Origin of the sequence: Gilliamella sp. Pas-s95 (assembly GCF_009795795.1) — a bacterium.
Taxonomy (GTDB): domain Bacteria; phylum Pseudomonadota; class Gammaproteobacteria; order Enterobacterales; family Orbaceae; genus Gilliamella; species Gilliamella bombicola.
Genome location: NZ_WTFC01000021.1, coordinates 1 through 15725, shown reverse-complemented (window position 1 = coordinate 15725; position 15725 = coordinate 1). Strand labels below are relative to the sequence as shown.

The window sequence follows — 15725 nt, the reverse complement described above, 5'->3', positions numbered from 1 at the left end:
GTAAATTTGCGTAATCTTTAGACCATATGATTAGATCAACTTAAAGCAAAATTATAACGATACATAGTCGTATTATAACGGTTTATTACTATCAACGCCACGAACCGAATTGGCTTTTATTGCTAATGTTGATCTATATTATTATCTATTGATTTATTAAGATAACTAACAGCTTTTCGAAAAATCTGTCGTTATTGAATTAACTTTTTGTTTTGTTGTAATACTTCTAAAATATATCGTAATTGATTCACATCCAATTGACCGGGCGCTGATGCATTTTTAGCCGCACCAAAGGTCATTGCTGAACCAAATGTCGAACCAGCAATACGACTAATAGCACCTAGCCCCGCCATGGACATAGTAATAATCGGTTTGGTGGCGTATTTCTCGTTCATTTCGGTAGTGGCAGCCAGTAAGGTTAATACATCATCCGTGGTTTTAGGCATAACGGCAATTTTAGGAATATCAGCCCCTAAATCTTGCATTTTTCGTAATCGATTGATGATATCATTTTTAGGCGGTGTTTTTTCAAAATCATGGTTTGAAGCTATAACAAAGACCTGATTTTTGTGTGCCACATCAATAATATCTTTTACATAATCATCGCCAATAAACACTTCAACATCAATCAGATCGACAAGTCCACTACAGGCCATTTCTTTATTCAATTGAATATAAGAGGATAATGCCCAAGGTTTTACTCCGCCTTCGTTTATCGTTCTGAAGGTGAATAAAAGTGGTTTGTTGGGTAATAAATCTACAATTTTTTTAGCGACTTGTTTAACTGCCTGAATATCATCAACTTGGTTAAAATGATCGACTCGCCATTCTAAAACATCAAAATCAATTGATTGCAAAAACTGAACTTCCTCAATTAATTCTGCTTGAGTTTTACCAACAATCGGTACAATAATTTTTGGTGCGCCTACACCGATCTCAAGTTGTTTAATAGTGACTGTTTTCATTTTATTTCCTGCTAATTGTCGATAATTTTATTATAGGGTTTTATTTTATGGATTATATTAAATACAACAATAGAATAAGATGAGTTAATATAATGTTATCACATAGAGTTGAACTAATCGTTAAAGCCCATTTTTTCTTTTACATATTCGATTGGTGCTTCTTCGCCTGTCCATATTTTTATTTGTGCAGCCCCTTGCCATAACATCATGCCAATTCCATTTAAGGTTTTGCAACCTTGTTGTTCAGCCATTTCTAGTAGTTTTGTTTTACGTGGGCAGTAAATACAGTCTGTCACAATAAGATCTGAGTGTAACATGGTTGGATCGTTAATTAAACTTTGACCTTCTAATGGCTTCATCCCGACACCTGTTGCATTGCAAAGAACAGTACTTGTTGCTATTTCTTGGCGTAATTGCTTATTGTCGGCAAGATCGATAACACGCACATGGCATTGTGTATTTTGATTCAATTTTTTCGCAACTGCTTCTATTTTGGTATAGCAATCATCTTTTTGATTAAATATCACGATTTCTTTCACGCCATCAAGAGCAGCTTGCACCGCAATGGCGGTGCCTGCACCACCAGCACCAAGGATGGTAATTTTTTTGCCTATCACATCAATATTAGCTTCTTTGAGCATACGCATGTAACCCATGCCATCAGTGTTATAACCTGTTAAAACACCATTATCATTTGAAATAGTGTTACATGCTCCACTCATTTCAACGGCTGGAGTTAGTTTATCAAGGTATTGGCAGACGAGCTGTTTGTTGGGCATGGATACTGCACTACCGCGTAGACCTAATGCTCGGAGCCCTTTAATTGCATCAGGGAGTTTTTCTTGGTCAACTTCAAACGCCAAATAAACATAAGGTACATTCATTTTAGCATAAAGAGTATTTTGCATTTGTGGCGATAAACTATGACGAATAGGATATGCCATTAAACCAATCAATAAAAAATTTCCGTCGATATTATTTCTCATTAACCATTCTCCACAACCAGATTTGCTCTGGGTTTATTTTATTCTTGGGCTTTTTATTTTTAATAATTCTTCAACTGTATATTTAGGATTTCTTCTATTGAAAAAGAGTGAGTATACACTATCAATTGCACTTTCACCATGTATCGCCTAGAATAACGAACTTTGTTCATTAATTAAAAATCTATTTATGAATACAATACTTGAGTTATTCTCGTCGATAAATGCCGTTGTGATAGCGGTAATTTGTATGTTAATTTTGTCCCTTTGTCGTGTTCATGTGGTCATTAGCCTAATTATTGGGGCTTTTATTGGTGGTTTATTTAGTCATCTGTCTCTAAAAGAAACGATTGATGCTTTTAATACAGGTATCAGTAATGGTGCCAATATTGCACTTTCTTATGCAATGCTCGGTGCTTTTGCGGTGGCGATATCAAAATCTGGTTTACCAGAGTTACTTGCAGATAAAGCAATACAACAGCTTACAACAAGTAGTGCTAAAAAGCGTATTAAATGGTTATTAATTATTATCATTGCTCTAGTAAGTGTTTCCTCACAAAATGTCATTCCCATTCATATTGCTTTTATACCACTTTTAATTCCGCCTCTTTTATATGTGATGTCACGATTACAACTCGATAGACGAATGATTGCTTGTATTATGACATTTGGGCTTATTACTCCGTATATGTTTTTACCTGTTGGTTTTGGTAACATCTTTTTGAATCAAATTTTATTAAAAAATATTACTGCATCGGGAATGGATGTGAGTCATGTCAATGTAATGCATGCCATGGCGATCCCTGCATTAGGTATGTTTATTGGCTTATTATGGGCTATCTTTGTGAGCTACCGTAAGCCTAGAGAATATAAAATTATTCGTGGAGAAAAGAATCAAGGTACTTTAAAAGAGGTGAATAAGCGTTCACTTATTGTTTCATTATTGGCGATTGTTCTATCTTTTACTGTTCAACTTTATACTGGTTCAATGATTTTAGGTGCTTTAGTTGGTTTTATTTGTTTTATTGTATCGGGTTCGATTAAATGGGGTGAAGCTGATGGTGTTTTTACTGACGGCATTAAAATGATGGCAATGATCGGTTTTGTGATGATTTCAGCGCAAGGTTTTGCCGAAGTATTAAAACAGACTCATGAAATAGAACCTTTAGTTATTAATAGTGCAGCACTATTTGCTGGTAATAAAGTGATTGCAGCTTTTGTGATGATGCTAATTGGACTGGTTATTACATTAGGTATTGGATCTTCATTTTCGACAGTCCCTATCATTGCTGCAGTATATGTACCACTTTGTGTACAACTTGGTTTTTCGCCAATTGCCACAGTATGCTTAATTGGTGCATCTGGTGCTATTGGTGATGCGGGATCACCGCCATCAGATACTATTTTAGCGACATCTTCAGGGCTAAATAGTGATGGGCAACATGATCATATTCGTGATAGTGTTATCCCTACATTTACCCATTTTAATATTCCGCTATTTATTGCGGGTTGGGTTGGATCATTAATTTTATAATCAACATAATTGTTGTTATTTAGGTCATTATGAATAATAAATCACACCAAAATATTCGTGCAGTTTGTGCGCAAGCTATTTTTAACGTACTGGAAGAAGGTCAGTCATTAAGTGCGACATTGACAGCTTTAAGTCATCAAATAGCCGATAAAGATAAGGCATTGGTGCAAGAAATCTGTTTTGGTGTGATGCGAGTATTACCAGAACTTAATTTCTATATTCACTCCTTAATGAGTAAAGTGTTAACCGGTAAAAATAGAATTTTGCACTATTTATTGTTAGTGGGGATTTACCAGATTCTTTATACCCGAATTCCCGAGCATGCCGCAGTTGGCGAAACAGTCAATGCTGTTAATACACTCAAAAAAACACAACTTAAAGGATTAATAAATGGCGTACTACGCGAATTTTTACGCCAACAAGCCTCATTACAACAAACATTTACACAAGACAGTAAGCAACAAAACCAACAAACATTACACCCAAGTTGGTTGTTAACACGAATTAAACAAGCCTATCCAAAGCAGTGGCAAGCTATTGTTAATGCTAATAATCAAAAGCCACCAATGTGGTTACGAGTTAATCTTAACCAATATTCAGTAAGTGATTACCAACAATTACTTGCTGAGCAACAAATTGAATCCGATAGCTTTCCAGAGTTACCTAGTGCTCTGCGATTATTGTCGCCTGTCGGTGTGAATAAATTACCGTATTTTGATGAAGGTGCTGTCACAGTACAAGATCTATCTGCTCAATATGCTGCTTATTTACTTGCTCCACAAAATGGTGAGCACATTTTGGATATGTGTGCAGCTCCCGGTGGTAAAACCACGCATATTTTAGAAGTTGCTCCAAAAGCGCAAGTTTTGGCGGTAGATATTGATCCTAGCCGAGTAAAACGTATTGGTGAAAACTTAGCTCGCTTAAAACAGCAAGCTGAAGTGAAAGTGGGGGATGGACTAACACCCGAAAATTGGTGTAAAGGGCGATGTTTTGATCGTATTTTACTTGATGCACCTTGCTCTGCAACAGGCGTTATTCGCCGACATCCAGATATAAAATGGTTACGCCGAGATAGTGATATTGCACAATTAACTGAATTACAACATGCAATCTTAACTAATATTTGGTCTTATTTAAAAACTGGTGGTACTTTGGTTTATGCCACTTGTTCAATTCTACCAGACGAAAATAAATTACAAATTGAACGTTTTTTGCAAGAAAACACCAGCGCCAAATTACAAGGTGAACTTAAACAATTTTTACCTACTGAAAATGGTGGTGATGGTTTCTTTTATGCGGTTTTAAAAAAGCAGAGTTGATACAACATGAAATATGATTATTTATTAATTATTATAAATATCATATTGATTTTTATTAGTTATATTTGTTTATAATTTCAACTAACTGCTGACCGTGTTGTTGTGCTTTTGTTTTTATTTTAGCTTGCACTTCTTCAACCTCTGGTGAAACACCATATAAAAGTCTTGGTGGCAGATATTCCATTTGCGCATATAAGGCTGATACTTTAACGGGCTCTAATAAATTATCCATTAAATCGTTGCGATATTTTTTATAATTCTGTTCTTGTTGTCCTATAGTTAAACTTGGTAATAGTTTTTTACCTTTTAATTTATCGCCTTTGGAGCCATAAGCAAATTGGTAAGTGAATACTTCATCAAACCATATTTTTAATATTGCCGGCATGTTATACCAGTACATTGGATATTGTAAAATAATAAGGTCATGTCTGAGTAATGCGGCTTGCTCCTCTTGCACATTGATTTGATAGTTTGGATAAAGATTGTGAATATTGCAAATTTCAATATCCTCAACTTTATCTTGTAGTGTTTCGATAATTGTTTTATTGGCGATAGACTGTTTAATGTTAGGGTGACCTAAAATAATTAATGCCATAATGATTCCTTTTTCCTTTTTTGCTATTAAAATGATAGTTACTCTAATTAGTTTATTCGTAAATAAGCTTATAGCAATATCTATCAAACTTGATAGTTAGGTGAATTAATGCAAATAGATGAACAAAGACCATTAAAACGTTATAACAATAAAACTTATTATTGTCCTATTAGTTTATCAATGGATTTAGTTGGCGGAAAATGGAAAGGGGTGATAATTTATTATTTGCTTTCTGGTGAAAAAAGATTCAGCGAATTGAAAACCGTTATTCCTAATATTACCGATATGACATTAAGTATACAACTTAAAAAATTAGAGGAAGATGGGTTAATTACTCGACATGTTTTTGGTGATAAACCCCCTTTAAAAGTTGTCTATAAATTAACTCCATTGGGCGAAAAATTGGGGCCTATATTAGAGCAACTTTGTTTATGGGCGTTGAATATTTAAGATCGATATCAGTATCGCGGTGGAATGATTAAAGGCAATCGATAGATTTATCTATTTTGTTAAAAAGTTTTATATAACATATTATTTAAGTATAAAATTGGGTAAAGAAACAACTTAATCCTTACTTGGACAATCTTTAATAGTTATGGTAAATTTTGGGCTTATTTTATGTTATGAAGACCTCCTAATATGGCTTATATACTTACCTACAATGATCTTCCTGAAAATATCCAACATTGGCAAGGTTTACCGCTTTCATTAAATGGGTGTGAAGTGGTTCCATTGGATTATAATGCTGGTAAAACAGGTTGGATTATTTATGGCAAAAAGCTAAATAAAACCATCTTATCAAAATTCCAAGATCAGCTTGCCATGCCTATGGTGATTGTTTCATCATGGAAAATCAAAACTTACCAAATTGTTCGTATTGCAGGGGTGATACCTAAAAAAGCCAAATCGATTTCATTAGCATTAGGTATTGATGTTGCCCCAATCGATAATTTACCCACGCTACGCTCCCCGGGGTTACTTGTTATGGACATGGATTCGACAGCGATTGGTATTGAATGTATTGATGAACTTGCCAAATTGCAAGGAGTTGGTGAACAAGTTGCCGCAGTGACCGAACAAGCAATGCGTGGTGAGCTTGATTTTGCTAGCAGTTTACGCAAACGAGTGGCAACCTTAAAAGGCGCACATCAAGCTATTTTAGATCAAGTCAAAGATAATTTACCGCTGACTTCGGGGCTGACTTATTTAGTAAAAGAACTGCATAAAAAAAATTGGCATGTTGCCATTGCGTCGGGGGGATTTACCTATTTTGCTGATCACTTAAAGCAAAAGTTAAAACTAGTTGATAGCTATGCCAATGAATTAGAGATTAAACATGGCAAATTAACCGGTAAAGTCAAAGGGCAAATTGTTGATGCCAAATATAAAGCAAGAACATTACAACAGCTAGCGGCATCATTGGAAATTCCTATTGAGCAAACGGTCGCCATTGGTGATGGTGCCAATGATTTGATGATGATCCGTATTGCTGGCCTTGGAGTCGCTTATCATGGTAAACCGAAAGTGGTCGAAAAAGCACGAATTAGTATTAATTATGCTGATTTAACAGGATTATGGTGTATTTTATCCACCAGCTTATTAAGTGAAGGTTAGGAGATTAAATTGGCAAAAGCAGTAAAACGTGCTTATGTTTGTAATGATTGCGGAGCAGATTACCCGCGTTGGCAAGGGCAATGTAGCTCATGTCATGCTTGGAACACCATTACTGAAGTTAGACTTGCTAGCACATCATCGCGTAACGATCGGTTAACGGGTTATGCAGGTAGTGGTGCTGGACAGGCTAAAATTCAGAAATTATCCGAAATCAGTTTAGAGGCATTGCCTCGGTTTTCGACTGGGTTTTCAGAATTTGACCGAGTGCTTGGTGGGGGTGTTGTGCCGGGCAGTGCTATTCTTATTGGTGGTAACCCGGGAGCGGGTAAAAGTACATTGTTACTGCAAACCATGAGTAAGCTCTCTTCGCAAATGAATACACTGTATGTAACTGGTGAAGAATCCCTTCAACAAGTGGCGATGCGTGCCCATCGCTTAGGGTTACCTGCTGATAATATAAATATGCTGTCCGAAACCAGCATTGAACAAATATGCTTATTGGCCGATCAGTCACAACCTAAACTAATGGTGATTGACTCAATTCAAGTAATGCATCTGACTGATATCCAATCATCCCCCGGCAGTGTTGCACAAGTACGCGAAACAGCAGCTTATTTAACACGCTTTGCCAAAACCAAAGGGATTGCCATTATTATGGTTGGGCATGTAACCAAAGATGGTTCGCTTGCAGGGCCAAAAGTGCTTGAGCATTGTATTGACTGTTCAATTTTATTGGATGGTGATGCCGACTCACGTTTTAGAACACTGCGAAGCCACAAAAACCGCTTTGGTGCAGTGAATGAACTGGGTGTGTTTGCCATGACCGAACAAGGTTTAAAAGAGGTTAGTAATCCATCAGCCATCTTTTTAAGTCGTGGAGATGAAATGCTACCTGGTAGTTCGGTAATGGTGCTGTGGGAAGGCACGCGCCCATTACTCGTTGAAATCCAAGCTCTTGTCGATCACTCTATGTATGGTAACCCAAGACGTGTGACTGTTGGTTTAGATCAAAATCGACTTGCGTTATTGCTTGCTGTGTTACACAGGCATGGGGGATTACAAATGGCCGATCAAGATATTTTTGTTAATGTGGTTGGCGGGGTAAAGGTGACTGAAACCAGTGCCGATTTAGCGTTAATTTCGGCCTTAGTGTCCAGTTTCCGTAATCGGCCTTTACCTCAAGATATTGTGATTTTTGGTGAGATTGGCCTTGGTGGCGAAATTCGCCCCGTACCAAGTGGACAAGAACGCATTTCAGAAGCCGCTAAACATGGCTTTAAAAAAGCAATTGTACCGATTGCCAATATGCCTAAAAAGAAACCAGAAAATATGCAAATTTTTGGGGTAAAGAAAATATCAGAAGTGTTAGATATTTTAAGTAATTTTTAGCTAAAAATACACTTATTGCCTTACCACTGAGCGACCTTGGCGGTAAGGCATAAATAGAGTATTAAAGTTAGGTTACCAAATAGGCACTAATAACAGAGCTCATAACATGGTTGATAAGCCGTTCCGCCCGGTAACTTCATACGATCTTGCTTAATAAAGCTACGCAATAAATTATCCATTTGTTTCATAATTTCGCTATCACCTTGTAACTTATAAGGACCTTTTTCAGCAATTTGCTTCATACCAAACTCTTTAACATTGCCAGCGACAATACCTGAAAATGCACGACGCAAATCAGCGGCTAACAGTTCGACCGGTTGATCACGATGAAGATTTAATGACGCCATATTGGCATGTGTTGGCTCAAAAGGATGTTGCAATGATTCATCGATTTTTAATAGCCAATTAAATCCATAAGCATCGCCGGTTTTTAATCGTGAAGATTTAACGTGCTTAACACCCTCTTTCATAATGCGAGCGACCTGTTCCGGCGAATCAATCACAATTTGATAAAGCTTAGTTGCTTCATCGCCTAACGTGCTACGAATAAAGTTATCGATAGAAGCGAAATAGGCTTCACACTCTTTAGGGCCAGTTAAAATCAACGGCAATGTTTGCTGTTTATTGGCTGGATTTAGCAAAATACCCAGAATATAAAGTAGCTCTTCGGCTGTACCTGGTCCACCTGGAAATATGATAATGCCATGCGCCATTCGCACAAACGCTTCAAGACGTTTTTCGATATCGGGCATAATAATTAGCTCATTGACTAACGCATTAGGGGGCTCTGCGGCGATAATTGACGGTTCAGTCATGCCAATAAAACGGCTCTCTTTATAACGCTGTTGTGCATGACCAACCGCGGCTCCTTTCATTGGTGCTTCCATTACACCGGGGCCACAGCCAGTGCAAATGTTTAGTTCACGTAAACCTAATTGCATTCCCACTTGGCGAGCATAGTAATATTCATTTTCATTAATGGAATGTCCGCCCCAACAAACGATCAAATTAGGCTCTTCGCCTACATGTAGCGCATTGGCATTACGTAAAATCGAAAACACAAGATTAGAAATATAAAATGAATGATCTTTTTCAAGCTTGATATTTTCTATTAACTCTTTAATAGCAGTAATTTGACTATTTAAAAATAAAATATCGCGTAATACAGCAAACAGATTGGCTTGAATAGAGCGGATGATTTTGCCGTCAACAAAAGCACTTTCAGGGGCATTTACTAATTCTAATTTAACACCGCGCTCTTTACTGATCACATTAATTTCAAAAGACTTAAATCTATCTAACAGATCTTTGGTGTTATCGGTTTTGCTGCCGGCATTTAATGTTGCTAATGAGCAATTCCGATATAATTGATAAAGCTCGCTGTTTGCTGACTTTTTTAAAATATCGACTTCAGCCTGAGCAAGTAAATCCATTGATCCTAATGGGCTAATATGGGTAATCATCACAACCTCTATTTTGACGGTTTTATCAACAAAGCGATTATTATATACTCAAACTGATTGAATAGGAAAAGTGGATCAATTTAATCAATCCAACACTTTGTTTTTAATTGATAATTTTGAATAAATATTCAAAATTAAGTAACTTATTTTGAGTTAAATATTAAATGAATTAATTTTTATTGTGGTTAATAGCTTAATCATGCTATAAAATTATTTGGTATTTTAATTATGAAATTCAACAAGGTATAGAGTTAATGAGGAATGATTTTTACTTATTAAAAGGAACTGTAAGTTGTTTACAAGTAGATAAAAATCCGCAACAAACTGGCACTAAGCTGACGATGACGGATCGAATAGAAAAAGATTTTTATGCGGTGTTTTGTTCAATTATAGCATTGATTTGCTTTTTTATTTGTTGTCGTCCGCCTTTAAGGGGGCAACGCTTTTGTTGCCAGATCGGCAATAAAAAAGTAGAGGGAAGGCTTAACAGGATTGGTTTTAATGAGGGCGATTATGTTGAAATGCTTGTTAAGCCGAAAAAAAATGATGTTTACCAGCCTTATGCCGTACGAATTCCGAAACAACATGCGATAATTTTCCCGCAACATATTGGTTTAACAACGTTCCCACTTTTAAAAGTTATTTTTATTTTGATGACGGTATTTGCCGTTGTTTTCCTACTTATTTTGTTAATTATTGAACTAGTTAACGATTGTTCATTAAATTATATTTTTAACATATTTAAATACTGTTTTTTGGGGTGGATCATTGCAATTATTGTTTCTTTTTTGATAGGTGGAGGAGGATACTCTTTTATTTCTAATCAAATTTATGCCTGTTTTGGGTATGAAAAACCGTGGAAATATGATTCTGAAAAAGAAAAGGAACGCTTTAAAAAATTGTATCGAATCAATGATCCTGAAATATTTAACGATCCACAGAGCCCGGACTTTGAAAAATTCAAAGAATTTAAAGCATTAACAAATTACTACTGTAGAACGCCAACTTTACCTAATTGGGTTAAAGTCATTGATGAACGAAACAAAAAATAACAAATAATTCAACAGATAAATATAAGGAATAAAAAATATGGAACAGAATATAGGCGATAGCCATTATTACCAAATTATTACTGGTTATATCACCGATCTGGAGGTCTATGACACGCGAGAAAGTTATCTTAATGCTCGCAAACTAGCTGGACGCCCTGATGTCAATTTACTAACAATAGGGCATTTAGATTTAGTTTCTATGGCTAATAGTATGAAAATAACTTCAGCAAAAATTGAAAAAATTGATTACGATACAGCCGATATTGAGCAGTATTTTTGCTGTAAATTAGGTGATAAGGTGATTGAAGGCGCATTTTGTCGAACCTTTTTTAATGAGGGAGACTACGTGGAGGCGGTTGTTGATCCACTAGCTGGTGGAAGCTATTTTGCTTATGCATTACGCCGTCCTGCCGATAAGCTTTTATGGTTACATCCTTATGCAACAGAGGGAACAGAAGCTGGCAATTCAAAACTAAATATACCTATTTTACCGCGTATTTTCCTTATTGGTGCTGGAGGATTGGGGGTATTTACTTTCTTTTATTTTGTAGTAATGGCCTTTTCTAAAAATAATTTTTCGCTACTTCTTATGGCTGTTATGGGATTATTTTTTATTTTACCAACTTATTTATTCTCTTCTGCATTAAAAAAATCAAAATCCGGTTCTGCTATTGCTGATAAGATTTTTGCGACTTTGGGGTATAGTAATCCTAAAACGTTTGATATTGAAAAAGAATATAATGTTTTTGTCGACAAATTATTCGATTTATATAAACAATATTGTGAAAATCACAATGGATATTTAGCGACTGATGAAGATACATATAATGAGTTTATTGATCATTATATACATCAGCAATCAGAAGATGATTCTCAGGACGATATATTACTAAAACAATATTTACGTCAAACTAAAAAAATAGACGGGATTCAATGGGCATTCTTTTATGTTAATACGCCAGCCATCCCTAGCTATATTAACGTTATTCATACCGAAAACCATGATGACAGCCATGGGCAATAATGGTTAGTTGTTGAGTGTTTTATTCAGTTCTGGAAACAAAAACACGGGCAAAATCCCGTGTTTATTGTTATTTGGTTTTATAGTGGTATACAATTTTCAAGAAATTTTTGCTCATTATCATAGCTAGAAATAAAATTATAACTTATTGGGTTATCGCCATATTTGATCGATACAATGCATTTAAATGCAACGGTTTGACCTCTAGAATTATAAAGTTCTTGATTTGTATCATAAATTTTTACCACCTTTTCCTTGATGGGGAAAAATGATTGAATGGAAAGATTATTTTCCTGCCATAAATAATATCCGCCACTTATTGTTAATATTAATAACACTATAGCAAATACCCAAAATTTTGAGCGGGAAGTTGTTTTGCTTGATATAATAATTGAATCATTCATCCCTAATATCCTATATTAACTCACTAAACTTAAACATACCTATTCTTGGTTTAATTCCACATGGGTTAAAGGAAGAAAACGATATAAATTACGGTATTGATTAAGTTTATCATTCGTTTTTGTTAATTCTTCTGCTGTTAATTGTGCTTTTAATTCTTGTACTTTATTTAATGCTTGGGTTTGATTATGCTCTACCAATAAACTGTACCAAACATAGGCAAAAATGTTATTTTTTGGAATATCAACACCTTGCTCATGCATATCGGCAAGTTCAAACCACATTTGATAAATATCAGAAGATGAAAGCATGTTATCAGCATAAATATATTTCGGCTCGGTATAAGTCTGTTCAGGCAATGCCGAAACATAATCGGCTAAATCATTTCTTAATAAAATCGCTTTAGTGTGTTGGTAAATGCTATTGGGAATTTGACGATAATCAGAATTTAAATAAGAATCTAAAGTATAATATCTGATAAGTAATTCGGCAGCACTAACATTACCTGACTTAAGCAACATTTTGATTTTTGAAAGGTAATTATCATCTCTTGAATCGTAATATCTCTGAGTATTATTCAATAATTCAATGATCGCATAATGATTTTGGTTATCTGCTAAATTATTAAGCTCTTTTTGATATTGCTCATCTGTTTTTGTAAATTTGTAGTATTTCAATTTTAAGAATTGCTTATATTGATCATCCTTATAGATGCTATCAATCCAAGAAAAAATTAAATTTTGCTCTGGTGTACAAAGAAAATAATTCTTATTTAATTGTTTAACTAATTCTCTCTGCGCCAAGGTATTGCCCTGTGTTGCCAACTCAATTGCGGCTTTGCAACCCTCATAAGTTTTTAGACCATTACGATCAGAATTATGTTTTGTAAGATGATAAATCACTTTAGGTGACGGATTATTTGCCTTTTGTACCTTTAGCCAATCCTCACCATCAACCATTACCGTTGGTGAACGGTAAGTTTGCTGATGCTCAATGTATTGTGTAGTTAACCATTCAAATTCAGGGTGTGATTTGTCGATAGTGATCAAAAAATTTTGTGCTGGCACATAATATTGTTTTGCCGCCAAGTCAAGATATCGCCAAGCTTCATGATAATTTTGCTCAATGTTTTTGCCTAAATAATAAATTACCCCTAACCGATAATTTGCCACTGCATCCCCTAAATCAGCGGCCTGCTTATAATATGATATTGCTGTGTTGGTATCTTGAAGAATAAAATCATATAACGTACCAAATCGGTATAAAATTATTGGATTATTTGGCTCAATTTTCAATGCAGCTTGGTAAAGCTTGATTAATTCATTGCTTGACTTACCCATAAGGTTTTCAGCATCACGATAAAAACCATAAGCAATTCCACGATGTTGAGCTAATGCCAGCAAAGGAGAAGTATGAGGGAATTCTTCTAAATCGCTATAGGATTGTAGCTCTTTGTCAAGTTGAGCATAAAAAATTTGTTCATCTTTTAAATTATCACCAAAAATCGCTTCTACGGTTTTACTGGCGTTTTCAATATAAAGATTATTGGCATAATCGAGTTTAGCTTGTATTTTTTTAAATTTATCAGGATAAATTGTTTCAAAAAAAGCACTATATTCAATTGTTTGGTTATTATCGATATTTTCATAAATAGGTTTAATTACATTAAGTAAAAACTGCTCTTGCAGGGTTTGCTCATTAGACGATTGAATATCGAAATTAACATCAGGATTAATGTTCATCCCTAAATGATAATATGTTGCCGCTTCCTTGGGATCCCTTTCAACGCCTAAACCGTTTAAATAAAGCCAAGCTAGTTGAAAAGCCATTTTTTGCCTAGTCTCATCTTTAAGTGATCGACCTTTAACAAATTCAATTAACCATTTAGCTGCCCATGGGTAATTAGGTTGTTCTGATTTTGAACCATCTATCTGGCCTCCGTCCAAAAAATAGTCGACTATCTCGGTTGCTGCATCCCATTCATCATTATATTTCATATTCCCCAAACTCTGTTCAAGCCAATATAAAGCCATTTTGGGGTTATTAACTTTATTTTTATAGAGTTGATAAAGTTGATATTGCGGCGCATCGTAAGATCCAAAATCATCACTTTGGCTTGCCATTTCATAGTATTTTATTGCTTTATCATAATCAGCTTTAACCTCTATGCCTTGATGATAAAGTTTACCTAATACATATTGAGCTAGACCTACGCCATTTTTCATTAATTGCTTGTCAAATTTACTGTTTCCTTCAGTTAGACTAAGTTTTGCTTTATCTGAAATGGGGGATGCGGCCTTTTCTAACCAATACAAACCTTTTTTAATATCTTTAGCGACTAATTCTCCCTCAATATAGGCGATGCCCAAGTCTGTTTGGGCAAGGGGGGATGGGGATGAATTTTCGGCTGCTTTAGTTAAAAATTCGATGTATTTATCGGCCGATTTATCATAGCACCCTTGCAATTTTTTATTTTTTGACTTGAGATAAAACTGATTTGTTTCACAGTCCAAATCTTTATTTTCAACCAAAGGGTTATAAGCATGAGCAACTGTATATTGAGCGACACTATCGTGCTTATTTATTGCCAAAGACCAAACGTTTTGTGAAATTGTATCGGCAAAGGCATCACTTGAAAAAGCACACACCATTGAAAATAAAGATAATAATTTTAAATTTCGCATTAATTATCGTCCATATATATTAATCGCAAACAGCCTAAAGGGTAGTGGTATATCATTAAATTAGCAACATCTAAATCATCAATTCACCGCATAACAGCCAATCAAACTCAATAAAATAAACTGATTTAACTTATTATATTTTATTAAGTTTATTCTGTAATCAATTGGCAGGGTTAACAAATCTTTACAAATTTTTAACAAAAAAGCTAGCGCATTATTAATCAAGCGGTTATAATTTAAGCGCTTTTAAAGCAAGGGAGTGCTCATTAGTTGAGCAGTCAATTATAAAAAATTCAAATAAAACAAAAATTTACTTGACAGGATGATCGAAATGTGTTACCATTTATGGCATCTGGCATCTGGCATCTGGCCTGCCAAACCTATGCCCAAAATCTTTTTCAATTTCACCGTAGTCTAAAACAGACACAGTTCTTATTTTCATCAGCGAAGTCATTTCGCGTAGCGAAATGGACGCCGTCATCGAGGTTTTTTCAGGAGATGTTTTCGGCGGGTACTTCGACAACCTCTTCGGCAAAATTATCGCCGATATCCAAGTGGTTATTAAGACCGCCATTACTATTCAAACCGCCATTATTGTTTAGGCCTTCATTGTTATCTAAATCGGCGTTGTTCTTCGTGGTATTGTTGTTGTCGTATTCACAGGGTTCTGTGGCATTAACGCCTTGTTCACAGCCATTCAT

At 35.3% G+C, this 15725-nt stretch carries 14 protein-coding genes; 8 read left to right on the top strand and 6 right to left on the bottom strand.

The window, feature by feature from the left end; all coding sequences use genetic code 11:
• Positions 1-191 precede the first annotated feature (191 nt).
• Positions 192-965, bottom strand: a complete 774-nt coding sequence (aroD, locus tag GQ598_RS06965) for a type I 3-dehydroquinate dehydratase (protein ID WP_160403181.1) — start codon at positions 963-965, stop codon at positions 192-194.
• Positions 966-1078: 113 nt separating this feature from the next.
• Entirely contained in the window at positions 1079-1951 is an 873-nt protein-coding gene (locus tag GQ598_RS06960) for a shikimate dehydrogenase (protein ID WP_160403180.1), read from the bottom strand.
• A 187-nt stretch (positions 1952-2138) separates the two neighbouring features.
• Between GQ598_RS06960 and GQ598_RS06955 the strand changes: the two genes are divergently transcribed.
• Together GQ598_RS06955 and rsmB are read left to right on the top strand one after the other, a co-directional pair.
• Entirely contained in the window at positions 2139-3482 is a 1344-nt protein-coding gene (locus tag GQ598_RS06955) for a Na+/H+ antiporter family protein (RefSeq protein ID WP_160403178.1), read from the top strand.
• Positions 3483-3511: 29 nt separating this feature from the next.
• Complete coding sequence (gene rsmB / locus GQ598_RS06950) at positions 3512-4804, top strand: 16S rRNA (cytosine(967)-C(5))-methyltransferase RsmB (protein ID WP_160403176.1); 1293 nt, start codon at positions 3512-3514, stop codon at positions 4802-4804.
• Positions 4805-4859: 55 nt separating this feature from the next.
• On the opposite strand, the gene GQ598_RS06945 is transcribed toward rsmB, so the two are convergent.
• Positions 4860-5399: an NAD(P)H-dependent oxidoreductase gene (locus GQ598_RS06945; RefSeq protein ID WP_160403174.1), complete on the bottom strand. Its 540-nt coding sequence runs from the start codon at positions 5397-5399 to the stop codon at positions 4860-4862.
• A gap of 108 nt (positions 5400-5507) precedes the next feature.
• Between GQ598_RS06945 and GQ598_RS06940 the strand changes: the two genes are divergently transcribed.
• The 3 genes from GQ598_RS06940 (at position 5508) to radA (ending at position 8402) form a co-directional block, all read left to right on the top strand.
• Positions 5508-5849 (top strand): helix-turn-helix domain-containing protein, encoded by a 342-nt coding sequence (locus GQ598_RS06940; protein ID WP_160403173.1) that lies wholly within the window; start codon positions 5508-5510, stop codon positions 5847-5849.
• Between the two features lie 189 nt (positions 5850-6038).
• Entirely contained in the window at positions 6039-7013 is a 975-nt protein-coding gene (gene serB / locus GQ598_RS06935; RefSeq protein ID WP_160403171.1) for a phosphoserine phosphatase, read from the top strand.
• A gap of 9 nt (positions 7014-7022) precedes the next feature.
• Entirely contained in the window at positions 7023-8402 is a 1380-nt protein-coding gene (gene radA, locus GQ598_RS06930) for a DNA repair protein RadA (protein WP_091350518.1), read from the top strand.
• An 86-nt stretch (positions 8403-8488) separates the two neighbouring features.
• Here the strand turns inward: radA and ppnN are convergent, their stop codons facing one another.
• Positions 8489-9865 carry a nucleotide 5'-monophosphate nucleosidase PpnN gene (ppnN, locus tag GQ598_RS06925; RefSeq protein ID WP_160403169.1) on the bottom strand — a complete coding sequence of 459 codons (1377 nt, stop codon included), beginning with the start codon at positions 9863-9865 and terminating at the stop codon, positions 8489-8491.
• Between the two features lie 254 nt (positions 9866-10119).
• Between ppnN and GQ598_RS06920 the strand changes: the two genes are divergently transcribed.
• Entirely contained in the window at positions 10120-10917 is a 798-nt protein-coding gene (locus GQ598_RS06920; protein ID WP_160403167.1) for a hypothetical protein, read from the top strand.
• Positions 10918-10954: 37 nt separating this feature from the next.
• Positions 10955-11941, top strand: coding sequence for a putative type VI secretion system effector (locus GQ598_RS06915; protein WP_160403165.1), 987 nt, complete (start codon positions 10955-10957; stop codon positions 11939-11941).
• A 77-nt stretch (positions 11942-12018) separates the two neighbouring features.
• Here GQ598_RS06915 and GQ598_RS06910 read toward each other — a convergent pair whose 3' ends face one another.
• Positions 12019-12342, bottom strand: a complete 324-nt coding sequence (locus tag GQ598_RS06910; protein WP_091350508.1) for a hypothetical protein — start codon at positions 12340-12342, stop codon at positions 12019-12021.
• Positions 12343-12381: 39 nt separating this feature from the next.
• Positions 12382-15024: an SEL1-like repeat protein gene (locus tag GQ598_RS06905; RefSeq protein WP_160403163.1), complete on the bottom strand. Its 2643-nt coding sequence runs from the start codon at positions 15022-15024 to the stop codon at positions 12382-12384.
• Between the two features lie 345 nt (positions 15025-15369).
• On the opposite strand from GQ598_RS06905, the gene GQ598_RS06900 reads away from it, so the two are divergent.
• On the top strand, positions 15370-15725 hold a 356-nt coding region (locus GQ598_RS06900; RefSeq protein WP_160403161.1), incomplete at its 3' end, for a hypothetical protein.